The following is a 22,849-nucleotide window of genomic DNA, read 5'->3' as shown; positions in this document are numbered from 1 at the left end:
CTCGTCAGAGGCGTATCGGTTTCTTGTTCATAAACTCCTCGATCCCCAGCGGCCCCAGCTCCCGCCCGATGCCCGACCGCTTGATCCCCCCGAACGGCAGATCCGCCTCCGACCCGCCCGACTTGTTCAGGTAAACCATCCCCGCCTCGATGCGGCGGGCCACCCGCACCGCCCGTTCCCGATCCGTACCGAACACGCTGGCACCCAACCCGAACGGCGTGTCGTTGGCCAGGGCGATCGCCTCCTCCTCCGTCTCCGCGCGGAACACCAGCACCACCGGGCCGAAGATCTCCTCGTGGTACGCCGCCATCTCCGGCGTCACGTCGGTGAGCACCGTCGCCTCGAGAAAAGCCCCCGGCCCAGGAACCCGCCGGCCGCCCGCGCGGAGGGTTGCGCCTTCGTGGATCGCCTTCTCCACCTGGGCCGCCACCTCCTCTGCCGCCGCGATCGAGGCCAGGGGCGGCAGCGTTGTCGCCGGGTCGGCCGGGTCGCCCGGTACGTAGTACTCCGCGACGCGCTTGGCCAGGCGGTCGACGAACTCGTCGTAGAGGTCGCCCAGCACGATCATCCGCTTGGGTGCGTTGCACGACTGGCCGCAATTGCGCATCCGGGCCGTCGCGGTGACCTTGACCGTTTCGTCCAGGTCGTCGGTGTCCAGCACGATCAGCGGGTCGGACCCGCCCAGCTCCAGGACGCACTTCTTGAGGTTCCGCCCGGCCTCGGCCGCGACGGAGATCCCGGCCTGCTCGCTGCCGGTCAGCGAGACGCCGACGAGACGCGGGTCGGCGAGCATCCACGGAACTTGCCTGCTCGACGCGAACACGTTCACGTACGCGTCCCCGGGCACGCCGGCGTCCCGCAGCACGCTCTCGATCGCCGCCGCCGAGCGCGGGCAGATCGACGCGTGCTTGAGCAGGATCGTGTTACCCAGCACCAGGTTCGGCGCGACGAACCGGGCGACCTGGTAGGCCGGGAAGTTCCACGGCATGACGCCGAGCAGCGCCCCGATCGGCTCCTTGGTCAGCACGGCTTCACCGCCGCGGATCGGGAGCGGCTCGTCGGCCAGCAGGTCCGGGCCGCGCTCGCCGTAGTACCGGAAGATGTCGGCGACGACGCCGACCTCGCCGCGGCCTTCGTTGATCCGCTTGCCCATTTCGAGGGTCATGACCGCGGCCAGCTCGTCGGCGCGTTCGGCGAACAGCTCCGCCGCGCGCGACACGGTCGCGGCCCGCTCGGCGACCGGCCGGGCGCGCCAGGCCGCGAACCCGCCGTGGACGCGGTCGATCGCGGCGCGGACCTCCTCGTCGGTCGCGTTCGGGATCTCCTCCACGAGTTCACCGGTGGCGGGGTTGGTGACGGAATACATGGCGGTCTCCTCTGCCCACGCTAGCCTACTGCATACTGTATACACCATGGGATCACTGGTCGACACCCGCGCGGCGGTACCCGTCGGCGCGTGATCGACTATCGTTCCCTCATGACGCTGGAACTCACCGGCGGAACCCCTTTCTCCGCCCTGGCAACGAAAAGCTGGACTCGTCGGTACGCGGGCGGCGCGGTCACGTTCGGTTGTCGCGAGCGCACGTATGAACGCGCGCCCCGCGTCTGGGGCGGCCGCGGTCTCGGCCTGCCCGAAGACGAGTTGCCGGCCTTCGCCGGGCAGCTCAAGCGCGTCATGAAGCACGAGGCGTACTGGCTGGCGCGAGCCGAGTGCCCGGACCGCCGGGCGGGTGACGCCACACGCTGGTCACCAGGCCGCTACGACGACGAAGACGGCTTCGTCTACTTCGCCGGACCGTGCACCCACGGCGACCCGTGGCCGGGTTACCGGCCGGCGCGCAGCTTCACGATCGCGCTCCCGCAGGTCCGCGGCCTGCGCATCCGCCTCGCCGCGTACTTGGCCGCCGGCTGACCTCCCAGACCAACGACATGAAAGAGTCGTTCATGTCGTCTGACGAGGTGAAAGAGTCGTTCATGGCATCGGGTCGCCGAGCCGCGCGAGCCGGAGCCCTCGTCGCGGTCGTGAGCGGGATACCGTCGACCGCCCACGCCCTCCTCACCGGCCGCGACGCGCTCGCCGCGACCCGTGCCGCCGGCACCCTGCTCCCCGGCCGACGCGACCGGCCCGGCGTCGCCGCCGGGCTGATCGCGCACATCGTCGTCTCGGCCGCCTGGACCGGGGTGCTCACCGCGACCGCCCGCCGCCACCGCCTCGGACTGCTCCGAGGCGCGGCGGCCGGGCTCGTGATCGCGGCACTGGACCTGGGCGTAGCCGACCGGGCCTACCCGGCCGTGCGGGCACTTCCCCGCGCCCCGCAGGTCCTGGACCACCTGGTGTTCGGCGCCGTCATCGGCGCGCTCCTGGACCGTCCACACGGGACGGATCAGGGCACGACCTGGACGACGTCACCCGGGTGCAGCGAGTTGTAGAACGTCACCGCGGCCGCGTGCGAAAGGTGCACGCACCCGTGGGACTTCACCTTCAGGCTGCCCTGGTGGAACGCCACGCCGGTGGTCGTGAAGAACACCGAGTACGGCATCGGCCCGTTGAACTGCTTGCTGTAGTGGTCGATGTCCTTGTACTGCACGTGGAACGTCCCGAGCGGCGTCGGGTACTTCGCCAGCCCGACGGTGATCGGGACGCCGCCGTAGGTGACGTTCCCGGCGCCGTCCGTCAGCCACGCCGTATTCGAACTGCGCTGGACGCAGGCCTTCGCGGCGGCACTGCACGGCGTCGGCGACGCCGCTTCGGCCGTACCCGCGAACGCCACGGTCCCCGCCATCGCGGCAACCCCGCCCAGTAGTGCGATCATCCTCCGGTTCATCGTGCGCCTCCCGTTGTCGTTCGGCTACAGGAGGTAGTGTGCCCCGTTTTCCGATCTTCGAATCCGAGATCACTCCTGTGGTTGCGACAGCTGGAGGAACTCGTTCTGCTCACGGTCGTAGCGCTGGGTCAGCCCGTTGCCGTAGCGGTCCCACCAGTTCGCCGTGTGGCCGCCCTGGTGGGTGGTCGTGTCCCCGTAGACCTGCCGGTCGTACTCGATGCGCGCGTCGTGGAACTCCTGCTGGAACTGCTCGGGCGTGAGGCCCTGCGCGTGCTGGACCGCCGCGTCGGACAGCGTGCGCGAGCTCTGGACGATGTCGTCGCCCGCCATGTGGTTGAGGATCGCGCGCACGCCGCCGGCGCCGCGCATGTGCGCGCCGGACATGACCGCGGCCTGGGTGCCGGCATCGGTGAAGTTGAGCGCGCCCGCGGTGCGCGCGTTCGCGGTCATCAGGTCGGAGACGACCGCACGTTCTTCCGCGCTGCCGATGCCGTACTGCTCGCGCGCGGCGACGATCCGGTCGTAGCCGTTGTGCATGTTCTGCCGGAAGCCGTACGCCTCCGGCACGCCGCCCTGCTCCCCCGTCGCGCCCTCGGAGCGCATGATCGAGTCGACGACCCGCGCGTCGAGTTGCGGTGGCGCCGCCGCGGCCGCCGCTCCCCCGCCGCCGCCCTGGGCGGTTTGCGGCCCGCCGCCGTAGGCCTGCGCGACGTCGGAGTCGGCCGCGTTGTAGCCGTTCGCGGCGGTCTGGACGTTCTGGTTCACGTTCGTGATCAGGCTCAGGAACTTCTGCAACGCGCTGCCCAGCGAAGAATGCAGCGCCGAATTCGCGGCGGCGACCCCGCTGCCGATGCCGGCGAACGACAACGCGTCCAGCACCAGGCCTTCCAGGTCGCGAGTGGTCGACATGAAGGACGACCCGACGTCTTCCACCGCCTTGGCGACCGTCCCCATTTCGGTGGTTTCGGCGCGGTAGGCCCCGGCACTCATGGTCTGCTCCCTCCGGACACCGGCTTTGCGCGTCGAGAATTCCCCACCGGGCCGCGCCGCCCCACGGCCGAATTACCCACTGGCCGCCCCTCACGTGTCGTTCATCTTCAGTTCACGCCGCGTTCTTCCGGCGAGGTACTAGACCACCATGACCACCCAGACGTTCGACACGATCGCGTCCGAACAGCTCGACCTGCAGCTGGACATCGTCGAAGACCGGCTGCGCCAGGACTACGCGGACCTGGACCGGACGGCCGCCCACGCCCTCGTCGAACGGGAGCGGACCCGGTTCGCCGCCGCGCGGGTCCACGCGTTCGTCCCGATCCTGGTCGAACGGGCCGTCCGCGAGTCCCTCGACGCCCCGCCGGGCCGCCACCGGCGCTAAAGTCGGGAGATGGACAAGCCCCAGGACGACCCGGACGTCGTGGACGGTGAGATCGTCGACGAGACGCCGACCGCCGCACTGGCGATCCCCTCGCCCCCGCTGCCGGACCCGGACTACAGCCAGGGCGGCGTGCCCAGCTTCGACTTCGTCCGCGACAAGATCGAGAACCGCTACACGACGTCCGTGGGCGCGACCGAGCTGGCGGGGCTGGGCACGGAGAACACGGCGGAGACCCTCGACAAGAAGATCGCCGACCGCGACCAGGCCGCCAAGGACCGGCTGGCCGAGATCCGCCGCTCGATGCGCGGCGAGTAGCTCAGCCGAAGATCGCGGTCGGATCGCCCGTGTACCACGCGTTTTCGATCCGCACCCGGCGCATGACCCAGCGGTCGCCGTCGCGCACCAGCGTCACGTCGTAGCGGTTCTTCAGCAGTGCGTGCTTGCCGTGGTCGTCGCTCAGCAGGTGCTGGGCCTCGACCATGGCCGTCAGCCGCGCGATGTCGCCGTCCACCGTGACGCGCGGGTTGGTCACCTGGTGCGTCGTGTCGACGCGGCCCTCGAACAGCGCGAGGATCGTGTCGACGATCGCGTCCCGGCCCGTCATCAGCGGCGGCTCCGCGCCCCAGCGCGCGGCCGCCGGCCGGAAGTCCAGCTCCGCGTCGGCGGCGAACGACGACGCGAACAGCGCCCGGTCCTTGAGGTCCTGGCCGAGGCCGAAGCGGTACAGCGCGTCGACGATCTCGACGCGGTCGTGCAGGTCCGTAGTCATGTCCCCCAGCCTCGCCGCATCCGAAAAGCCGATCAACGCGCTTCTGTGCCACGATCGTGAAGCAGGGATTAACGATGGAGGGGCGGGATGGCGGAGACGCGCGAGGTCGAGTCGTTCCTGGTGCTGGCCGAGGAGCTGCACTTCGGCCGCACCGCGAAGCGGCTGCGCGTGTCGACCGCCCAGGTCAGCCAGACGATCCGGAAGCTGGAACGGCGGATCGGCGCACCCCTGTTCACCCGGACCAGCCGTCGCGTCGAGCTGACGCCGGTGGGCCGGCAGCTCCTCGCCGACCTCGGGCCGGCGTGGTCGGCGGTCGAAGCGGCCCTGGACCGCGCGGTCGAGGCCGGCCGCGGGGTCACCGGCACGCTGCGCGTCGCGTTCGGCGACGCCGCGGGCGGGCAGCTGCTGGCCGGGGTGGCCGAGCTGTTCCGGCGGCGCGTGCCCGGCTGCGAGGTCGAGTTCCGCGAGGTGCGCCCGGCCGAGGTCCTGCCGTGGCTGCGCGAGGGCGAGGTCGACGTCGTGCTCGCCGGGCTCCCGCTCGACGGGCCCGGCCTGGTCACCGGTCCGGTGCTGGTGCGGGAGACGCGCTTCCTCGCCGTCGCGGCGGGCCACCCGTTCGCCCGGCGGGACGCCGTGGGAGTCGCCGACCTGGCGCGGGTCACGGTGCTGCGCTGCGCGCTGCCGGACCCGTGGCTGGACGAACACGCTCCCGGCGCGACGTCGCGGCCGCGCGCCGGGCTGCAGGAGCTGCTCACGCTGGCCGGCGCCGGCGAAGGTGTGCTGCCGGTGGGCGCCCACATCCGGCGCTACTACCCACGGCCCGACGTCGCGTACGTCCCGCTCGACGGCGCGCCCCGCCTCGAGTGGGCTCTCATCTGGCGTGAAGGGTCCGCGACGGCCCGGGTCCGCGCCTTCGCCGAAGCCGCGGCCGAACTGGTCCGCGAACCGGCCTGACGACTCGCCTACCCGGCCGGGTCCGCGAGCCGGTCAGCCCGGCAGCCACCGCATCTCCACCGGCTGGCAGGCGGCGATGGCCGTCAGCCGGTTCGGGAACACCCGGACCCGGGAGGGGAGCCCGGTCAGCCGCACCACCCGGTCGGTCACGCTCCCGGGCGTGACGATCAGGCAGCCGGTGATCCCGCGGGTCCGGCAGCACTCGACCGCCTCCAGCAGGCCCCGCGCGCCCTGCGCCGACAGGAACTCGAGCGACGTGAGGTCGAGCACCAGCAGGTGCGGTTCCGGCAGTTCGCAGATAGCGGCTTCGATCAGCGTCGTCCACCGCAGCACGGTGGCGATGTCCAGCTCGCCGCGGACCTCGACGACCAGCACACCGCTGCTCCGCTCCGCGACGGCTTCTTCCCGCTCGCGCATCGCGCGCCTCCCCGGAGCCGGATCGGGGCCGGCCCCCGGCCCATCGTCCCACCCCCGCCCGGCCGGGGCCGCACAGAAGCCGGGGTTCAAGCGGACGGAGCAACCGGCGCGGCCGGCCAGCTCAGTGTCCACTGTGGATACTCAACCGGGCCAGCCACTCCCGCAGCAGCGTCACCTCGGCCGCCGTCAGGCCTCCCGGCGCCGTCTCCGGCAGCCGGGCGGCGAGCGCCGTCGCCGTCGCCGCGACGTCGCCGGGCTCCGGCCGCGCCTCGGCGAGGACGCCGGCCAGCACGCTTTCCCGCACCAGGACGGAAAACTCGGGATCCGCGTAGAGCTCCGGCCGGGTGATCATCGACAGCGCGACGCCGGCGTTGGCCGCCATGACCATCTGGGCGGCGAGCGGCGGCGGCAGCTTCAGGCGTCCCGCGGCCGCGCAGCGCTCCAGGACCGCGAGCAGCAGGCTGTGCGCCTCGGCCGCCGCGCCCGGCGGTGTCGACAGGCCCGAGTACATCAGGCGGTAGTGGTGGGGGTGGCCGAGCGCGAACGCGACGTGGTTGTCCCAGCCGTCGCGCAGGTCGCGCACCGGGTCGCCGGAGGGCTTCGCGGCCCGCTTGCCGGCGAGGTACTCCTCGAACCCGCGGTCGACGACGGCGGCGAGCAGGCCCTCCTTGTCGCCGAACTGCCGGTAGAGCGCCGGCGCGCCGACCCCGGCGGCCTCGCACACCGCCCGCGTGGAGAAGTCGGCCGAGCGGGACAGCAGGTCGGCCGCAGCCTCCAGAATCCGCGTTCTCGCATCCATGATAGCGACGCTACCAGCGAGTATCATTGATATCAAGTGAGAGTTAGCATCGGTTCACGACCCGCGTCACCGAAACCGGGTGACGTCAGGCTTCCGTAATCCCCTCGTGGAATCATCAGTACGCCGCCGAAGTTGTACAGGTGGCAGCACCACACGAGGAGAAGGAGTGACGCCGTGACCACGTCAACCGAAAGGGCCGTCCTGGCCGGCGGCTGCTTCTGGGGCATGCAGGAACTGTTCCGCCGTCAGCCCGGGGTGATCTCGACCCGGGTCGGTTACAGCGGCGGCGACGTCCCGAACGCGACCTACCGCAACCACGGCACGCACGCCGAGGCCATCGAGGTGGTCTACGACCCCGCGCGGACGACGTTCCGCGACCTGCTCGAGTTCTTCTTCCAGGTGCACGACCCGACGACGAAGGACCGCCAAGGCAACGACATCGGCGTGAGCTACCGCTCGGCGATCTTCTTCGAAAACGACGAGCAGAAGCGCGTCGCCGAAGACACGATCGCCGACGTCGAGGCGTCCGGGCTGTGGCCGGGCAAGGTCGTCACCGAAGTCAGCCCGGTGGGCGACTTCTGGGAGGCCGAGCCGGAGCACCAGGACTACCTGCAGCGCATTCCGAACGGGTACACCTGCCACTTCGTGCGCCCGGGCTGGAAGCTCCCGAAGCGCGAGAAGACCGCCTGACACACTCGTATCACCAAGGCCCCTTCGCCGATCCCCGGCGAAGGGGCCTTTCGTCGTTTCGGCCGCGGGAAAGATCACCCGAACGGCGGTGATCCGCTTCCCGTCCTGAGTGGACGGTCAGGCGATCGAATCCCAATAGCGGGGAATGTCCTTTTTGGGAGTTATTGCGTCCGGTAGATAAGACCGTACGTTAGTCGCTTGTTCACGAGGCTCCGGCACCGGATTCTGATTTCCGTTGCACAGCAGCACCTCTCGTCCCCTTGATCCGGCCCGGCCTCGAACCCGGGTCTGGTTCACCCTGCCCGGAGGAGATCCCTCGATGGAACTGAGACGTCCAGTCGTCTTGGCAGCAACCGGCGTGCTCGTCGGCGCGCTCTGCATCACCGGTACCGCACAGGCGCAATCCAGCCCGAACGCCATCCCGAACGCCGCCCCGAGCGCCCTGGCCCAGGCCACGACCGCGGCCGCCGGTCTCGTGGCGAGCAGGCCCGCCGCGCTGCACGCCAGCTCGGACGACGTTTTCCAGGCCCAGAAAGCGATTTCCTCGACCAACGGCCTCCAGTACATCCCCTACGAGCGCAGCTACAAGGGCCTGCCCGTGGTCGGCGGCGACTTCGTCGTGGCCACCAACTCGACGGGCCAGGTGCTCGGCACCTCCGTCGCACAGGACCAGACCATCAACCTCGCCTCGACCACCGCGAGCGTGTCGAAGGCCGCGGCCGAGGCGACCGCGCGGCAACAGCTGTCCGCCGTGGACAGCGTGAGCCCCGCCCAGCAGGTCGTGTACGCGCTCGGTTCGCCGGCGCTGGCGTGGAAGAACACCGTCGTCGGCCGGGACGCCGAAGGCCCGAGCCGGCTCGACGTCATCGTCGACGCCGCCACCGGCAAGGTGCTCAAGACGCAGGAACACGTCATGAACGGGGACGGCACCAGCGCCTACAACCGCCCGAACCCGGTGCACCTCGACACCACCCACTCGGGCAGCACGTACACGCTGAAGGACCCGGCCATCACCAACACGTCCTGCCAGGACGCGGCCAACAACACCACCTTCAGCGGCCCGGACGACGCCTGGGGCACCGGCAACGCCACCAGCCGCGAGACCGGCTGCGTCGACTCGCTGTTCGCCGCCCAGACCGAGAACAAGATGCTCTCGCAGTGGCTGGGCCGCAACGGCTTCGACGGCAACGGCGGCGGCTGGCCGATCCGCGTCGGCCTGAACGACGAGAACGCCTACTACGACGGCACCCAGGTCCAGATCGGCCACAACACGCAGAACCAGTGGATCGGTTCGATCGACGTCGTCGCACACGAGCACGGCCACGGCATCGACGACCACACCCCCGGCGGCATCTCCGGCTCCGGCACCCAGGAGTTCGTCGCGGACGTCTTCGGCGCTTCGACCGAGTGGTTCGCGAACGAGCCCTCGGGCGGCGACGTGCCGGACTTCCTCGTCGGCGAGTCGGTGAACCTCGTCGGCTCCGGCCCGATCCGCAATATGTACAACCCGTCGGCGCTGGGCGACAAGAACTGCTACGACAGCTCCGTCCCCAACGGTGAGGTGCACGCGGCCGCCGGCCCCGGCAACCACTGGTTCTACCTGCTGGCCGAAGGCACCAACCCGACCAACGGGCAGCCGACCAGCACCACCTGCAACAGCTCCTCGGTCACCGGCATCGGGGTCCAGAACGCGGTGAAGATCTTCTACAACGCGATGCTGCTCAAGACCTCCGGCAGCTCGTACCTGAAGTACCGCACCTGGACGCTGACCGCGGCGAAGAACCTGTTCCCGGGCAGCTGCACCGAGTTCAACACCGTCAAGGCGGCGTGGGACGCGATCAGCGTGCCGGCGCAGTCGGCCGACCCGACCTGCTCGGCGACCGGCACCGTCACGGTTTCGAACCCGGGCAACCAGTCCACCGTGACCGGCACCGCGGTGAGCCTGCCGCTGTCGGCCTCGGGCGGCACCTCGCCGTACTCCTGGACCGCCACCGGCCTGCCGGCCGGCCTGTCGATCAACGCCTCCACCGGCACGATCTCGGGCACCCCGACCACCGCGGGCACCTCGAACGTCACGGTGACGGCGAAGGACGCGGCCAACAAGACCGGGACGGCGTCGTTCAGCTGGACCGTCGGCACCACCGGCGGCTGCTCCGGCCAGAAGATCGTCAACGGCGGCTACGAGTCGGGCGCGGCGAACTGGACCGGCACCACCGGTGCCATCGGCCAGTGGGGCTCGCAGGGTCAGGCCGCGCACGGCGGCACCTACTCCGCCTACCTCGACGGCTACGGCTCCACGCACACGGAGTCCGTCGCGCAGTCGGTGAGCATCCCGGCCGGCTGCCACGCCAGCCTGACGTTCTACCTGCACATCGACACGGCGGAGACGACCGGCACCACCGCCTACGACAAGCTGACCGTCACCAACGGCAGCGCCACCCTCGGCAGCTACTCCAACCTGAACAAGGCTTCCGGGTACGCCCTCCGGACGATCGACGTCTCGTCGGCCGCCGGCGGCACCCTGGCGCTGAAGTTCACCGGCACCGAGGACAGCTCGCTGCAGACGTCGTTCGTGATCGACGACGTCGCGGTGACGCTGAGCTGAAACCGCTGAATCCGCACTGAAAAGGCGGGGAGACCGGGAAACCTCCGGCTCCCCGCCTTTCGCTTTCTCCTGTCCGCGGGGGCAGAATCGGCCCATGGACACCGAAGAGCTGCGCGCGACCCAGGCCCCGCTGAAGGACAAGTACCGCGAGGCGCCGGAAAGCGCGCTCGTCACGTTGCACGCCGACGCCGAGCTCGACGGCCTCGGCATCTCCTGCAAGGTCGAGACGGGCCGTGCGGTCGTCGAGGCGGGACTGCACCCGGCGACGGGTGGCGACGGCACTCTCGCCTGTTCGGGCGACATGCTGCTCGAAGCGCTCGCCGCGTGCGCCGGGGTGACGCTGCGGGCGGTCGCGACGTCGCTGGGTCTCGAGGTGCGCGGCGGTCGCGTCCGCGCCGAAGGCGACCTCGACTTCCGCGGCACCCTCGCCGTCGCGAAGGACGCGCCGGTGGGCTTCCGCGCGATCCGGCTTTCGTTCGCCCTGGACACCGACGCGTCCGAAGACGAACTGGCGACGCTCAAGAAGCTGACCGAGCGCTATTGCGTCGTGTTCCAGACGCTGCGGATGCCGCCGGAGTTCGCCGTCACCCTCTCGGCGGGTCAGGGATAAACCCGGAGGACAACGGGGGCGGCGTGGCCTAGCTTGGCGGGGTCACCGAGAGGGGAACCGCCATGCCGGAACCGGACAGCGCCGTCCAAGTGCGCGGGCTCGTCAAGACGTACGGGTCGACCCGCGCGCTCGACGGCGTCGACCTCGACATCCCGGCCGGGCGCGTGCTCGGCCTGCTCGGCCCGAACGGCGCCGGGAAGACCACCATGGTCCGCATCCTGACGACGCTGCTGCGACCGGACTCCGGGTCGGCGCGCGTGGCCGGATACGACGTCCTCGCCCAGCCCGACGAGGTGCGGCAGCGGATCGGGCTGTCCGGCCAGTACGCGGCCGTCGACGAGAACCTCACCGGGTTCGAGAACCTCTACATGGTCGGGCGGCTCTACGGCAGGCGGAAGTCCGCCGCCCGGTCACGCGCGCGGGAGCTGCTGGCGCGGTTCGCGCTCGAGGAGGCCGCGGACCGGCCGGCGAAGGGCTATTCGGGCGGCATGCGCCGGCGGCTCGACCTGGCCGGCGCGCTGGTCGCGGAGCCGACCGTCGTCGTCCTCGACGAGCCGACCACCGGCCTCGACCCGGGCGGGCGCCTCGACACGTGGGGCGTCATCAAGGAGCTGGTCGCGGACGGCACGACCGTGCTGCTGACCACCCAGTACCTCGAAGAGGCCGACCAGCTCGCCGACTCGATCGTGGTGATCGACCACGGCCGGGTGATCGCGCGCGGCACGGCCGACGAGCTCAAGGCCCAGATCGGCGGCGAACGGCTGGAGCTGGTCGTCGCCTCGGTCGCGGACCTGCCGGCGACGCTGGAGGTGCTGCGCGAGGTGGGCACCGGCGAGCCGGCCGGCGACGACCACACCCGGCGGGCGGAGATCCTCGTCGACACCGGGCCGAAGGCGCTCATCGAGGCCTTGCGCCGGCTCGACTCCCGCGGGATCACGGTGCAGGACGTCGGCCTGCACCGGCCGACGCTCGACGACGTCTTCCTGTCCCTGACCGGGCACGGTGCCGAGTCGAAGGAGGCTGCGAAGTGAACGCGTTCGCGAAGGGCATTTCGGACGGTGGCATCATCACGTGGCGCAACCTGATGAACGTCCGCCGCAACCCCGACTGGCTGATGGCCGCGACGCTGCAGCCGATCATGTTCGTGCTGCTGTTCGCGTACGTCTTCGGCAACGCGATCGGCGGCGAGTCGGGCGGCGCGGCCTACCGCGAGTTCCTCATCGCGGGGATCTTCGCCCAGACGGTGGCGTTCAACTCGGCGTTCACCGTCATCGGCTTCGCCAACGACCTGCAGAAGGGCATCATCGACCGGTTCCGTTCGCTGCCGATGTCCCGCATCGCGGTGGTCCTCGGCCGGACGACGTCGGACCTGGTGGTCAGCGTGGTGGCGCTGGTCGTGATGTCGGCGTGCGGCCTGATCGTCGGCTGGCGGATCCGCGGCAGCTTCTGGGACGCGCTGCTGGGCTACCTGGTGATGCTGATGTTCGCGTGGGCCCTGTCCTGGGTGGGCGCGCTGATCGGCCTGGCGGCGCGCAGCGTCGAGGTGGCGCAGAGCCTCGGGCTGGTCTGGATGTTCCCGCTGAGCTTCATCTCGTCGGCGTTCGTCCCGACGCAGACGCTACCGGCGTTCCTGAAGGCGATCGCGGACTGGAACCCGTTCACGGCGGTGATCAACGCTACGCGTGACTTGTTCGGGAACCGGTTCGGACCGGCGCCTTCGGGGTGGCCGGCGGAGAATGCGGCGCTGTACGCGATCCTTTGTTGTGTGGCGATCATCCTGGTGTTCGCGCCGCTGGCCACGGCGAAGTACCGCCGGGTGGCGAGCAAGTAGTCCGAGGAGGACTGGCACCCGTGGGTGTCAGTCCTCTTCGGACAGCTCCACGATCGGGATCACCCGCTTGGCCTCCCTGGCCTTCGCCAGGTGGTCGGCCAGGAACGGGTAGTGCGTCTCCAGCTCCGTCCACATCCGCACGTAGTCCGCCCCCAGCAGTGGCAGCGCCTCCGCCCGGAACTTCCGGCCGTCCACCTCCACCGTCACCCGTGAGTCGTCCGCGAGGTTCAGGTACCAGTCCGGGTGGCGGGGCGCCCCGATGTTCGACGCCACCACCAGCAGCCGCGCGCCGTCGCGGTGGTACATCATCGGGACCGTGCGCGGCTCGCCCGTGCGCCGGCCCGTCGTCGTGAGCAGCACCAGCCGCTCGCGGTGCATGCCCTCGACCTCGCCGCCCGCGCGGAACTGCTCGATCACGCGGCGGTTCGTCTCCCGCACGTCCATGGTGTCCACGGTCACTGGTCGTAGTAGCGGGTCGGCGGGGGCTGCTGCTGCATCCGCTGCTGCGGCTGCGCGGGTTTCGGCTGGGTGGTGCGGCGCCGGTGCAGCGTGCGGGCGCTCGCCGCCATGCTGTTCACCACCGCGGCGATGACGAGGCCGATCACGAGGTTGATCGCGGCGGTCGCGATCTTGGCGCTCGGCGCGACGCTCAGCGTCAGCGGCAGGACCACCGCGATCAGCGTCACCAGCACCATGATCCAGCCGAAGAACTGCGACGGCGCGGGCGTGGCGACGCTGAGCAGGTGCATCAGCCCGGTGGCGAGCAGGGCCACCGCGGCGGCGACCAGCGCGTACGTCGTGGTGCTCGCGTTGCCCCAGACGCCTTCGCCTTTTGGGGCCAGGACTTCGACCTCGAAGACGCCCCGCGCGATCAGCAACCCGACCACCGCGAGCAGGGCCGCGATCACCGCCGTCGCCACGCCGCCGGCCCACAGCCGGCGCGCGTCGATCCCCGGGCGGACGTCCTGGGGCTGGTTCCCGTAGTAGTCGGACATCAGAGCCTTCCTGGGTCGGCTGCGCCTCTCAGCGTCGATTGTCCCCCGTTTCGGCTCCGGCCGCGCGACTTGCGCTGGAGCGCACTCCAGCTCGTACCGTCGAAGGCATGAGCACCGCACAGCACAAGATCGGATCGGGCTTCGGCGCGACCACCACCGCCGCCGAAGCCGTCGCGGGCGCCGACCTCACCGGCAAGCTCGCCGTCGTCACCGGCGGCTACTCCGGGATCGGCCTCGAAGCCACCCGCGCGCTCACCGGCGCCGGCGCGCACGTCGTCGTCCCCGCCCGCCGCCGCGCGACCGCCGAAGAGGCCCTCTCGGGGGTCGACAACGTCGAGATCGAGGAGCTGGACCTGGGCGACCTCGACAGCGTCCGCGCCTTCGCCGAGCGCTTCCTGGCCTCCGGACGGCGGATCGACCTCCTCATCGCCAACGCGGGTGTGATGGCCTGCCCCGAGACGCGCGTCGGCCCGGGCTGGGAAGCCCAGTTCGCCACCAACCACCTCGGCCACTTCGCCCTGGTCAACCGGCTGTGGCCGGCGGTCGCCGACGGCGCCCGCGTCGTCTCGCTGTCCTCGCGCGGCCACCACAACTCGGCCATGCGCTGGGACGACGTCCAGTTCGAGCACGGCTACGACAAGTGGGCGGCCTACGGGCAGGCCAAGACGGCCAACGTGCTCTTCGCCGTCCGGCTCGACGAACTGGCCGCGGAGCAGGGTGTCCGCGCCTTCGCACTGCACCCCGGCGGGATCATGACGCCCCTGCAGCGGCACCTCCCGAAGGAGGAGATGATCGAGCGCGGCTGGATCGACGAAGCCGGCAATTTCCTCGTGCAGTTCAAGACGCCGGAGCAGGGCGCGGCGACCACGGTCTGGGCCGCGACGTCGCCGCAGTTGGCCGGGCTCGGCGGGCTGTACCTCGAGGACTGCGACGTCGCCGAGCTGTCCCCGCCGGACGCCGAGGGCATGACCGAGTCGGGTGTCCGCCGGTACGCGGTGGACCGCGAAGAGGCCCGTCGCCTGTGGACTCTGTCGGCGGAACTCACCGGCGTCGACGCTTTCGCGTGATCTTCTGACGTTTGCCGGTCACGCGATCGGGGTACATCGCGGCCGTGGCCGACGACGCCGGTAGAACGGGGCACGCGCCGATGAGCGACGCGAACGACGTCACCTGTGCGCACTTCGCGCTCGGCGAGTTCACCGTCCAGCCGCGCTCCCTCCACGACGAGAATCCACCGCCTCTGCTGGCCGGCCGCTACGAGGTCGGCCGGCTGGTCGGCAGCGGCGGCACGGCCCGCGTGTACCGGGCTGTCGACCTGCGGCTCGAGCGGGAGGTCGCGGTCAAGATCTACGACCGGGACGTGGTCGCGCTGGATCAGCGCCGCCGGCTGCGCGAGATGAGCATCCAGGGCAGCATCACCCACCCGGGCGTGGTGGCGCTGCTCGACAGCGGCACCGAGCACGGCCGGACGTACCTGGTGATGCAGCTGGTCGAGGGCGAGAACCTGGCGGAACGGCTGCTGGGCGGCCCGATGCCGGTGCCCGAGGTGACGGCGCTGGCCGACGGGCTCGCCGAAGCGCTGGCCCACGTGCACGCGCGGCGCGTCGTGCACCGGGACCTCAAGCCCGCCAACGTGTTCCTGTCCGCGGACGGCCCGCTGATCGGCGACTTCGGCATCGCCCACGCCCTCGACACGACGCACATCACCGGCACGGGCGTGGTCCCGGGCACGGCGGCGTACCTGGCCCCCGAGCAGGTCGGCGGCGAGCGGGCGGGCCCGCCCGCGGACGTGTACGCGCTCGGGCTGATCCTCCTGGAGTGCGCGACGGGCCGTCGCGAGTACCCGGGCACGATGGTCGAGGCCGCGATGGCCCGGCTGACGAGGGCGCCGCGGATCCCGGAGGGGTTGCCGCCGTCGCTCGCGCACACGTTGCAGCGGATGACGCACCGGGACCCCGCGGACAGACCGACGGCGGAGGAGGTGCGGCAGCTCCTGCACAAACCGGCGCCGGCGCGGCCGTGGGCCACCGAGCGCCGCGGGCTCGCCGCGGCGGGGGTGCTGAGGCGCTGGCACCGCGCGGCACCTGGCGACCGCGGCCGGCGCGGCCGGTTCGGCGCGGTGGGACGCAACCCCGGGCCCCACACCGGCGATCCCGGTTACTACGGCCCGCTCGCCCCCATCCCCGGCCACCACGGCCCCAGCCAGCCCGAGGCCGGCACCGAGGAATCCGGTTCCCGCGACACGCTCGCCCCCAGCCCCGGCCACCACAGCCCGCTCGCCCCGACCATGCGCGACACCGGCGTCCCGCACCGGCCCGACCCCGCCGGCCCCCGCAGGATGCTCGTCGCCGCGGGCCTGTCGCCGGCGAGCCTGCCCGCGCAGCGTCGGCGGTTCACCGCGGCCGCCGGGTTGACCGCCGCGGCCGTTGCCGCCGTTTCCGCCATGCTGCTCTCCTCGCAGGAACCCGGGACCAGCACTCCGGCCCAGCCGCCGGCGCCCAGCTCTCCCGCGTCCACCCGGCCGTCGGAGGCACCGCTCGCCGGGTCCGGGACCCCGGATCCGAGCCCCCGCGCGACCGAGTCCGCCGAGCTCGAACCCGCCGCCGTCACCCACGAACGCCAGGCCGCGCCCAAGGCCCCCAAGCCCGTCAAACCGCCCAAGCCCGAGACCCACGGCAAGGGCAAAGGCAAGGGCCCCGGCCACGACTAGGACCTCCGGCCGGGCCCGATCCGGGCCCAACGGCCCTAGCGCCGGAAACCCATTCGGAATAGACCGGAAGCCGTCTCGAATTGTTTCCCCGAATTCGGACTCGAAGCAATAACGTCCGGTAACCGGAACCCACTTCGCCCCGACACACACCACGTGTCCGCACCGGTGGTTCCGGCCCCGGGCACCACCGCCGGGAATCCCCCGTCCCGGCTGGTTCGCCGACTTTCCGGAGGTCTTGATGAGTGTCCACGCTGCCCTCGTGCGGCCGGTTTTCGGAACCCCGCGCGGGCGGCACGCCAAGCCCCGCTCCGCGTGGCCGCGCGGTGCCGCCAGGACCCTCTTCCTCTTGTGCGCGATGATCTCCATCGTCGCTGTCGTCGGCGCCGGCTGGCCGCCCGTGCTGCTCGTCGTCCCCGCCGCCGCGCTCGTGCTGCTCGTCGCGGGCGCCGCGAAACTGCGGACCGCGTCCCGGAAGATCGACTCCATCTTCGCCGAAGAACTGTCGCGGGAAACGCCTGCCGAAAATGGCGTGCGCATCGAGATCTCCTGACCGGCAGATCATTTTCCAGGCGCCACAAAACTGCTCCTCGGCAAAGGGATGACACCCCTGGTGACCTCGCCCGACCCCGGCGTACAACGGTCGGGCACGGCCACCGCAACGCCCGCGCGGCGTTCCAGATTTGGGGAGTCATCATGGCCGATCCCGCTACTCCTGCGCCGCCGGTCGGACTCGACCGCGTCCGCACCGAACTGGCCGCGCAAGGCCACCCCTGGGTCATGGGCGAGAACTCCATGACCATTCTCGAGGAAGACCAGCGCCGGCACCGCCTGGGCGTGCCGCTGCCGCCGGAGAGCGAGCGGCGGGACCTGGAGACGCAGGCGAAGTCCCTCACGGCCGGGGAGGCCGCCGGCGCCCCCGCGCAGTTCGACAGCCGCAACGCCGGTGGCGCCGACTACGTCACGCCGGTCAAGGACCAGGGTGACTGCGGTTCGTGCGTCTCCTTCGGCACGGTGGCCGCGATGGAGACGGTCGCCGCGTTCACCCGCGGGCAGCCGGGCCTGAAGCTCGACCTCTCCGAAGCGCACCTGTTCTACACCCACGGCGCGAACGACAACGCGACCTGCGACACCGGCTGGATGCCCGACCGGGCGCTGAAGGCCTGCCACGACGTCGGCATCACCTACGAGGACTACTTCCCGTACAGCCCGCGCAACCGCTCCGGCGCCAAGCTGAACGCCGACTGGCCGAACCGGCTCGCGACCACGCCGTCCTACACCGCGCTGACCGGCAACCCGGCCGCGATGAAGGAAAAGCTCGCCGCCTGCGGCGCGCTCATCGCGTGTTTCCTCGTTTACCAGGACTTCTTCTCCTACCAGACGGGTGTGTACCGCCACGTCACCGGCGCGCTGGCCGGCGGCCACTGCGTCACGCTGGTGGGCTACGACGACGCCCAGGGCTGCTGGATCGCGAAGAACAGCTGGAACACCAGCTGGGGTGACGGCGGCTTCTTCCGGATCGGCTACGGCGAGTGCGGCATCGAGACCTGGCAGGTCGAGCAGGTCGACGCGGTGAGCCTGCGCTCGTGGACCGGTTCGACGCCGGTGCTGGGCCTGTGGAGCAACGACCAGGACCGCAACACGTGGGCGTACCTGAAGGACCTGGGCTGGCTGCACCTCGCCGCGGACGACGAAGTGGTCAACAAGGCGATGCTCATCGAGCTCGTCGCCGCGAAGCAGGGTGGCCGTCCGGTCAACGCGTTCAACAACAACGGCACGATCATCGAGACCTACGTCTTCTAGGAGCCGCGAGATGGCCGCATCGACAAGCCCGTCCGCCGCGCCCGCGGCGGTGGCGCCCACCGCCAGTCCCGACACCGCGCCGCAGCCCCTCACCCCGGACCAGCTGCACGCCGCGACGACGTCGGTCACCACCGAACCCCGCACCGAGCCGGTGCTGAGCCCCCCGGGCGCGCCGCAGACCGCGGCGCCGTCCGCGGCCGCCGCGGCCTGGCAGTCGAACAAGAAGGTGCTCGCGCTCTGGACGAACAACGCCGACCGCAACGGCTACGCCTACGTCGACGGCATCGGCTGGAAGCGCCTCGCGACGAACAGCGACAGCGTGCACGAGGCGCTGCTGTCCCTGGCGTCGTCGGGACGGCTGGCCGGGTCGGTCACGTATCCCGAAGCCGCCGACGGGCTGATCCACGAGATCTACCTTTGGTGAAGGTGATCACGCTCGAGGCCGACGGCGCTTCGGCGGACGTCGCGCCGGGCGAGCGGCTGGAGCTGCGGCTGCCCGAGAACGCGGGCACCGGCTACCAGTGGGTGCTGGACGGTCCGGAGCCCCCGCTGCGGGTCGTCGAGGAAACCCTCCACCCGGCGACGGACCAGGCCGGCGGCACCGGCGAGCACCGGTTCGTCCTGCACGCGGACGCCCCGGGCGAGACGACGCTGGTGGCACGCCACGCCCGCCCGTGGGAGCCGGAAACCGAGCTGCACCACTTCCGCCTGACAGTCCGAGTCCGCTAGCCCCGGCCCAAGCGCCCCAATGTAGCCTTCGGTGCGTTCAACGCACCGAAGGCCGCCTTGGGTGCGTTCAACGCAATCAAGGCCACATTGGGGCGCTCGTCAGCCTGCGTCCTGCCAGGGTTCGAAGCTGCGCAGCAGCAGCTTGACCTGCGCCGGGTCGCGGATCTCCGCCTCGACGCCCCCGGGCATCGCGATGATCAGGTGGGTGTCGCGCGACGCGCAGCCGGCCGCCGTCGCGGCCAGGACCGCCGCCGCGCCGCCGTCGACCGCCGTGGCCATCGTCAGGTCCACCACCAGGCGGCGGACCCCGGCGGCGTAGGCGTCTTCGACCGCGTGGTGGTAGGCGGGGGCCAGACCGCCGTCGAAGAGCCCGTCGACCGACAGGATGATCTCGTCTTCGAAGAGAACGCTGCGAAGTGTCATCACGACCTCCTGCCGACCGGGTTTTTCCCACCGGTCCGGGTTCTTCGTGAAAGGTTACGTCAGGCCCCCGGGCGGGTGCAGGCTGAGAGCGTCACGGCTCGACGTCGAGGAGGACTGTCCCATGGCCGACCCACTCCCGCGGTTTTCCCTTTTGATCAACGGAAAAGCGGTCGATGCCCGCTCGGGCCGGACGTTCGGGTCGCAGAACCCGTACATCGGCGAATCCTGGGCGGTCGTACCGGACGGCGGCCCCGAAGACATCGACGACGCGGTCGCGGCGGCCCGCGCGGCACTCGAGGGCGAGTGGGGCGCGACCACCGGCTTCGCGCGCGCCGCCCTGCTGCGCCGGCTCGGCGACCTCATCGGCGAACACGCCGAGCGGCTCGCGCGGCTCGAGGTGAACGACTCCGGCAAGCTCTACCGCGAGATGATCGGCCAGCTCACCGGGCTCGGCGGCTGGTACCACTACTTCGCGGGCCTCGCCGACAAGATCGAGGGCCGCCAGATCCCGGCGCCGAACCCGGACTACCTCGTCTACACCCGCCGTGAGCCGGTCGGCGTCGTCGCGGCCATCACGCCGTGGAACTCGCCGCTGCTGCTGCTCACCTGGAAGCTCGCGCCCGCGCTGGCCGCCGGGTGCACGGTGGTGGTGAAGCCGTCCGAACACTCCCCCGTTTCGACGCTCGGGCTGGCCGGGCTGATCACCGAGGCCGGGTTCCCGCCCGGCGTCGTCAACGTCGTCACCGGGCTCTCCCGCGAGACGGGCGCGGCGCTGGCCGGGCACCCGGGCGTCGACAAGGTCGCGTTCACCGGGTCGACCGCCACCGGCCGCGCGGTCGCGTTGGCGGCCGCCGGGAACCTCAACAAGGTGACGCTGGAGCTGGGCGGCAAGTCGCCGCAGGTGGTGTTCCCCGACGCCGACCTCGCCGCGGCGGCCAACGGCGTCGTCGCCGGCGTGTTCGCCGCGACCGGCCAGACGTGCATGGCCGGGTCGCGGCTGATCGTGCACGCCGACGTCCACGACGAACTGGTCCGCCTGGTCGCCGAGCGGGCCGCGGCGATCCGGCTGGGCGACCCGAACGACCCGGACACCGAGATGGGGCCGGTCGCGAACGCCCCGCAGTACGAGAAAGTGCTGCACTACCTGGAAACGGCGAAGGCGGAAGGGGCGACGGTCGTCTGCGGCGGTGAGGCGGAATCGGCGCTGGGCGGGCTGTTCGTGCGCCCGACGGTGCTGACCGGCGTGACGCCGGAGTCGACGGTCGTGCGCGAGGAGGTGTTCGGGCCGGTGCTGGCCGCGCTGACGTTCACCGACGAGGCCGAGGCGATCCGGCTGGCCAACGACACGCCGTACGGCCTGGCCGGCGCAGTGTGGACGAAGGACGTGCACCGCGCCCACCGCGTCGCGGCGAAGCTCAAGGCCGGGACGGTGTGGATCAACGCGTACCGGGTCGTGGCGCCGTCGGTGCCGTTCGGCGGGGTGAAGAACTCGGGCCTGGGCCGGGAGAACGGCGTCCACGCGATGGACGAGTACCTGGTGGACAAGGCCGTCTGGGTCGAGCTGACCGGCGGCACGCGGGATCCGTTCACCCTGGGGTAAAGGACGCTGGGCTGAAGACGCGCCGGACCGGCGAAGGATTTCCCTCTCCCCATTTAAAGGTATAGCCGACCCCGGGGCTTGCGGCAAGACCCCGGTGCGGGTCCACAATCCGGGCTCACCTTTTTCTGCGGAGGGGATTCCTTCATGCGTGTCTTGCTGTCCACGATCGGCTCGCGGGGCGAAGTGCAGCCGGTGCTGGCGCTGGCCTCGGAGCTGAGAGCGCTCGGGCAGGACGTCCGCCTGTGCGTGCCGCCGGACTTCCGGGACTGGCTCGACGAGCTGGGCTTCGACGTCGTGCCGATCGGCCCGGAGCTGCGCGGGACCGCGTCGGCGCACCAGGGCAAGCCGACGCCCGAACAGATCCGGAAGTCCACCGAGGACACCGTCACGACCCAGTTCGAGACGATCGCCGTGGCCGCCGAGGGGTGTGACGTCCTGGTCGCCGGCGGCGCCCTGCAGTTCGCCACGCGCTCGATCGCCGAACGGTCGGGTACCGCCTACGTCTACGCGAGCTTCTGCCCCATCACGCTGCCGTCCGATCTGCACGCGCCGCCGCCGATGCCGTGGCGGTCGCCCGGAAAGGCGGACAACCGTGCCCTTTGGAATGAAGACGCGCAGCGCTGGAACGCCTTTTTCGGCGGAAAGGTCAACGAATACCGGGCAGCGGCGGGGCAGGCCCCGGTCGACGACCTGCCGGGCCACGTATTCGGCGACCGGCCGTGGCTCGCGGCCGACGCCGCGCTGGCGCCGTGGCCGGAGCCGGGCGACCCGCGGATCGTCCAGACGGGAGCCTGGATCTGGCCGGACGAGCGGCCGCTGCCGGCCGACCTCCGGGAGTTCCTCGACGCGGGCGAGCCGCCGGTGTACTTCGGGTTCGGCAGCATGCGCGCGCCGGGCGAGGTCGCCGTGGCCGCGCTCGCGGCGGCGCGGGCGCACGGCCGCCGGGCCGTCGTGGCCCGCGGGTGGGCGGACCTGGTCGCCGACGACGCTCCGGACTGCCTCGGCATCGGCGAGGTCAACCAGCAGGCGCTGTTCGAGCGGGGTCGCGGCCGTCGTCCACCACGGCGGCGCGGGCACGACGACGGTGGCGGCCCGCGCGGGCGCGCCGCAGGTGGTCGTGCCGCAGATGTACGACCAGCACTACTTCGCCGCCCGGGTCCGCGACCTGGGCCTCGGCGCGGCGACCGAGCCGGGTGTGCCGACGGCCGAGGCGCTGACCTCGGCTCTCGACGTCGCGCTACGGCCCGGCGTGGCGATGCGGGCGCGGGAGTTCTCGGGCAAAGTGCGCAGCGACGGCGCGAGCGTCGCGGCGCGCCACCTGCTGACGACAGTGCCGCTCGCCTCCGCCTGAGGTGTCGGTTTCCCGGGGCGCCGTTCGTCGGTCCGGTGAACGGCACCTTCGGGAAAGGACAGGGAAATGACCGTGATCATCGCCGGACACGTGTACGTCGAGCCGGCCGACCGCGACCGGTTCGTCGACGGCCACCAGGTCGTCGTCGAGGGAGCGCGGCGGCACCCGGGCTGCCTCGACGTCGCCATCTCGCCCGACCCGCTCGAGCCGGGCCGGGTGAACATCTTCGAGTGCTGGGAGTCGGAGGAGGTCCTGGACGCCTGGCGGAAGGTGGCCCCGCGGCCGACGGTGCGGCTGCCGTTCGAGGACGGCGGGGTCCGCAAGCACGTCGTCGCCTGGACGGGCGGCCCGTTCGAGAAGAGCTGA

28 protein-coding genes and 1 pseudogene are annotated in these 22,849 nt (G+C 71.4%); 20 read left to right on the top strand and 9 right to left on the bottom strand.

Features of this window, described 5'->3' with window-relative positions:
- Window positions 1-4: 4 nt before the first annotated feature.
- Window positions 5-1,366 carry an NAD-dependent succinate-semialdehyde dehydrogenase gene (locus AB0C38_RS33435; RefSeq protein ID WP_360681257.1) on the bottom strand — a complete coding sequence of 454 codons (1,362 nt, stop codon included), beginning with the start codon at window positions 1,364-1,366 and terminating at the stop codon, window positions 5-7.
- A 111-nt stretch (window positions 1,367-1,477) separates the two neighbouring features.
- Here AB0C38_RS33435 and AB0C38_RS33430 point away from each other — a divergent pair, with 111 nt between their 5' ends.
- Window positions 1,478-1,912, top strand: coding sequence for a hypothetical protein (locus AB0C38_RS33430; protein ID WP_360681255.1), 435 nt, complete (start codon window positions 1,478-1,480; stop codon window positions 1,910-1,912).
- Window positions 1,913-1,944: 32 nt separating this feature from the next.
- Complete coding sequence (locus AB0C38_RS33425) at window positions 1,945-2,430, top strand: hypothetical protein (RefSeq protein ID WP_360681253.1); 486 nt, start codon at window positions 1,945-1,947, stop codon at window positions 2,428-2,430.
- Here AB0C38_RS33425 and AB0C38_RS33420 read toward each other — a convergent pair.
- Together AB0C38_RS33420 and AB0C38_RS33415 are read right to left on the bottom strand one after the other, a co-directional pair.
- Window positions 2,385-2,825 carry a L,D-transpeptidase gene (locus tag AB0C38_RS33420; protein ID WP_360681251.1) on the bottom strand — a complete coding sequence of 147 codons (441 nt, stop codon included), beginning with the start codon at window positions 2,823-2,825 and terminating at the stop codon, window positions 2,385-2,387. The genes AB0C38_RS33425 and AB0C38_RS33420 overlap by 46 nt on opposite strands.
- Window positions 2,826-2,894: 69 nt before the next feature.
- Window positions 2,895-3,815, bottom strand: coding sequence for a hypothetical protein (locus AB0C38_RS33415; protein ID WP_360681249.1), 921 nt, complete (start codon window positions 3,813-3,815; stop codon window positions 2,895-2,897).
- Window positions 3,816-3,963: 148 nt separating this feature from the next.
- Here AB0C38_RS33415 and AB0C38_RS33410 point away from each other — a divergent pair, with 148 nt between their 5' ends.
- The gene (locus AB0C38_RS33410) at window positions 3,964-4,200 is read left to right on the top strand and encodes a three-helix bundle dimerization domain-containing protein (RefSeq protein ID WP_360681247.1); all 237 of its coding nucleotides are present in this window, start codon (window positions 3,964-3,966) and stop codon (window positions 4,198-4,200) included.
- 9 nt (window positions 4,201-4,209) lie between these two features.
- The gene (locus AB0C38_RS33405; protein WP_360681245.1) at window positions 4,210-4,515 is read left to right on the top strand and encodes a hypothetical protein; all 306 of its coding nucleotides are present in this window, start codon (window positions 4,210-4,212) and stop codon (window positions 4,513-4,515) included.
- A gap of 1 nt (window position 4,516) precedes the next feature.
- On the opposite strand, the gene AB0C38_RS33400 is transcribed toward AB0C38_RS33405, so the two are convergent.
- Window positions 4,517-4,969 (bottom strand): nuclear transport factor 2 family protein, encoded by a 453-nt coding sequence (locus AB0C38_RS33400; protein WP_360681243.1) that lies wholly within the window; start codon window positions 4,967-4,969, stop codon window positions 4,517-4,519.
- Between the two features lie 87 nt (window positions 4,970-5,056).
- Between AB0C38_RS33400 and AB0C38_RS33395 the strand changes: the two genes are divergently transcribed.
- A complete protein-coding gene (locus tag AB0C38_RS33395) occupies window positions 5,057-5,923 on the top strand; it encodes a LysR family transcriptional regulator (protein ID WP_360681241.1) in 867 nt (288 codons plus the stop codon).
- A gap of 33 nt (window positions 5,924-5,956) precedes the next feature.
- Here the strand turns inward: AB0C38_RS33395 and AB0C38_RS33390 are convergent, their stop codons facing one another.
- A complete protein-coding gene (locus AB0C38_RS33390) occupies window positions 5,957-6,340 on the bottom strand; it encodes an STAS domain-containing protein (RefSeq protein ID WP_360681239.1) in 384 nt (127 codons plus the stop codon).
- 121 nt (window positions 6,341-6,461) lie between these two features.
- Window positions 6,462-7,139, bottom strand: a complete 678-nt coding sequence (locus tag AB0C38_RS33385) for a TetR/AcrR family transcriptional regulator (protein WP_360681237.1) — start codon at window positions 7,137-7,139, stop codon at window positions 6,462-6,464.
- A 174-nt stretch (window positions 7,140-7,313) separates the two neighbouring features.
- Between AB0C38_RS33385 and msrA the strand changes: the two genes are divergently transcribed.
- The 5 genes from msrA (at window position 7,314) to AB0C38_RS33360 (ending at window position 12,875) form a co-directional block, all read left to right on the top strand.
- The gene (msrA, locus tag AB0C38_RS33380) at window positions 7,314-7,829 is read left to right on the top strand and encodes a peptide-methionine (S)-S-oxide reductase MsrA (protein WP_360681235.1); all 516 of its coding nucleotides are present in this window, start codon (window positions 7,314-7,316) and stop codon (window positions 7,827-7,829) included.
- 319 nt (window positions 7,830-8,148) lie between these two features.
- Window positions 8,149-10,434, top strand: a complete 2,286-nt coding sequence (locus tag AB0C38_RS33375) for a M4 family metallopeptidase (protein WP_360681233.1) — start codon at window positions 8,149-8,151, stop codon at window positions 10,432-10,434.
- Window positions 10,435-10,528: 94 nt separating this feature from the next.
- Window positions 10,529-11,044, top strand: coding sequence for an OsmC family protein (locus tag AB0C38_RS33370; protein ID WP_360681231.1), 516 nt, complete (start codon window positions 10,529-10,531; stop codon window positions 11,042-11,044).
- A gap of 62 nt (window positions 11,045-11,106) precedes the next feature.
- A complete protein-coding gene (locus AB0C38_RS33365; protein ID WP_360681229.1) occupies window positions 11,107-12,075 on the top strand; it encodes an ATP-binding cassette domain-containing protein in 969 nt (322 codons plus the stop codon).
- The gene (locus tag AB0C38_RS33360; RefSeq protein WP_360681227.1) at window positions 12,072-12,875 is read left to right on the top strand and encodes an ABC transporter permease; all 804 of its coding nucleotides are present in this window, start codon (window positions 12,072-12,074) and stop codon (window positions 12,873-12,875) included. Before AB0C38_RS33365 ends, AB0C38_RS33360 begins: the two co-directional genes overlap by 4 nt.
- A 27-nt stretch (window positions 12,876-12,902) precedes the next feature.
- Here the strand turns inward: AB0C38_RS33360 and AB0C38_RS33355 are convergent, their stop codons facing one another.
- Both AB0C38_RS33355 and AB0C38_RS33350 read right to left on the bottom strand, forming a co-directional pair.
- Window positions 12,903-13,319: a nitroreductase/quinone reductase family protein gene (locus AB0C38_RS33355; RefSeq protein WP_360681225.1), complete on the bottom strand. Its 417-nt coding sequence runs from the start codon at window positions 13,317-13,319 to the stop codon at window positions 12,903-12,905.
- Between the two features lie 11 nt (window positions 13,320-13,330).
- Window positions 13,331-13,870 (bottom strand): DUF6069 family protein, encoded by a 540-nt coding sequence (locus tag AB0C38_RS33350; protein ID WP_360681223.1) that lies wholly within the window; start codon window positions 13,868-13,870, stop codon window positions 13,331-13,333.
- 107 nt (window positions 13,871-13,977) lie between these two features.
- On the opposite strand from AB0C38_RS33350, the gene AB0C38_RS33345 reads away from it, so the two are divergent.
- The 6 genes from AB0C38_RS33345 (at window position 13,978) to AB0C38_RS33320 (ending at window position 19,109) form a co-directional block, all read left to right on the top strand.
- Window positions 13,978-14,937 carry an SDR family NAD(P)-dependent oxidoreductase gene (locus AB0C38_RS33345; RefSeq protein ID WP_360681221.1) on the top strand — a complete coding sequence of 320 codons (960 nt, stop codon included), beginning with the start codon at window positions 13,978-13,980 and terminating at the stop codon, window positions 14,935-14,937.
- A gap of 80 nt (window positions 14,938-15,017) precedes the next feature.
- On the top strand, window positions 15,018-16,580 hold the full coding sequence (locus AB0C38_RS33340; RefSeq protein WP_360681219.1) for a serine/threonine-protein kinase: 1,563 nt from the start codon (window positions 15,018-15,020) through the stop codon (window positions 16,578-16,580).
- A gap of 238 nt (window positions 16,581-16,818) precedes the next feature.
- Window positions 16,819-17,130, top strand: coding sequence for a hypothetical protein (locus tag AB0C38_RS33335; RefSeq protein ID WP_360681217.1), 312 nt, complete (start codon window positions 16,819-16,821; stop codon window positions 17,128-17,130).
- Window positions 17,131-17,273: 143 nt separating this feature from the next.
- Window positions 17,274-18,380 (top strand): C1 family peptidase, encoded by a 1,107-nt coding sequence (locus tag AB0C38_RS33330; RefSeq protein WP_360681215.1) that lies wholly within the window; start codon window positions 17,274-17,276, stop codon window positions 18,378-18,380.
- 10 nt (window positions 18,381-18,390) lie between these two features.
- Window positions 18,391-18,804 carry a hypothetical protein gene (locus AB0C38_RS33325; protein ID WP_360681213.1) on the top strand — a complete coding sequence of 138 codons (414 nt, stop codon included), beginning with the start codon at window positions 18,391-18,393 and terminating at the stop codon, window positions 18,802-18,804.
- A gap of 2 nt (window positions 18,805-18,806) precedes the next feature.
- Window positions 18,807-19,109 (top strand): protease inhibitor I42 family protein, encoded by a 303-nt coding sequence (locus tag AB0C38_RS33320; protein WP_360681211.1) that lies wholly within the window; start codon window positions 18,807-18,809, stop codon window positions 19,107-19,109.
- A 99-nt stretch (window positions 19,110-19,208) separates the two neighbouring features.
- Here the strand turns inward: AB0C38_RS33320 and AB0C38_RS33315 are convergent, their stop codons facing one another.
- The gene (locus AB0C38_RS33315; protein ID WP_360681209.1) at window positions 19,209-19,532 is read right to left on the bottom strand and encodes an STAS domain-containing protein; all 324 of its coding nucleotides are present in this window, start codon (window positions 19,530-19,532) and stop codon (window positions 19,209-19,211) included.
- Between the two features lie 121 nt (window positions 19,533-19,653).
- Between AB0C38_RS33315 and AB0C38_RS33310 the strand changes: the two genes are divergently transcribed.
- The 4 genes and pseudogenes from AB0C38_RS33310 (at window position 19,654) to AB0C38_RS33295 (ending at window position 22,849) form a co-directional block, all read left to right on the top strand.
- On the top strand, window positions 19,654-21,132 hold the full coding sequence (locus AB0C38_RS33310; RefSeq protein ID WP_360681207.1) for an aldehyde dehydrogenase: 1,479 nt from the start codon (window positions 19,654-19,656) through the stop codon (window positions 21,130-21,132).
- Between the two features lie 144 nt (window positions 21,133-21,276).
- Window positions 21,277-21,597, top strand: a pseudogene (locus AB0C38_RS33305) (glycosyltransferase); the annotation flags it as partial.
- A gap of 619 nt (window positions 21,598-22,216) precedes the next feature.
- On the top strand, window positions 22,217-22,483 hold the full coding sequence (locus tag AB0C38_RS33300) for a hypothetical protein (RefSeq protein ID WP_360681205.1): 267 nt from the start codon (window positions 22,217-22,219) through the stop codon (window positions 22,481-22,483).
- 66 nt (window positions 22,484-22,549) lie between these two features.
- Window positions 22,550-22,849, top strand: coding sequence for an antibiotic biosynthesis monooxygenase (locus tag AB0C38_RS33295; RefSeq protein ID WP_360681203.1), 300 nt, complete (start codon window positions 22,550-22,552; stop codon window positions 22,847-22,849).

This window comes from Amycolatopsis sp. NPDC048633, assembly GCF_040650695.1.
Taxonomy (GTDB): Bacteria; Actinomycetota; Actinomycetes; order Mycobacteriales; family Pseudonocardiaceae; genus Amycolatopsis.
This window is presented reverse-complemented; position numbering and strand designations above follow the sequence as displayed.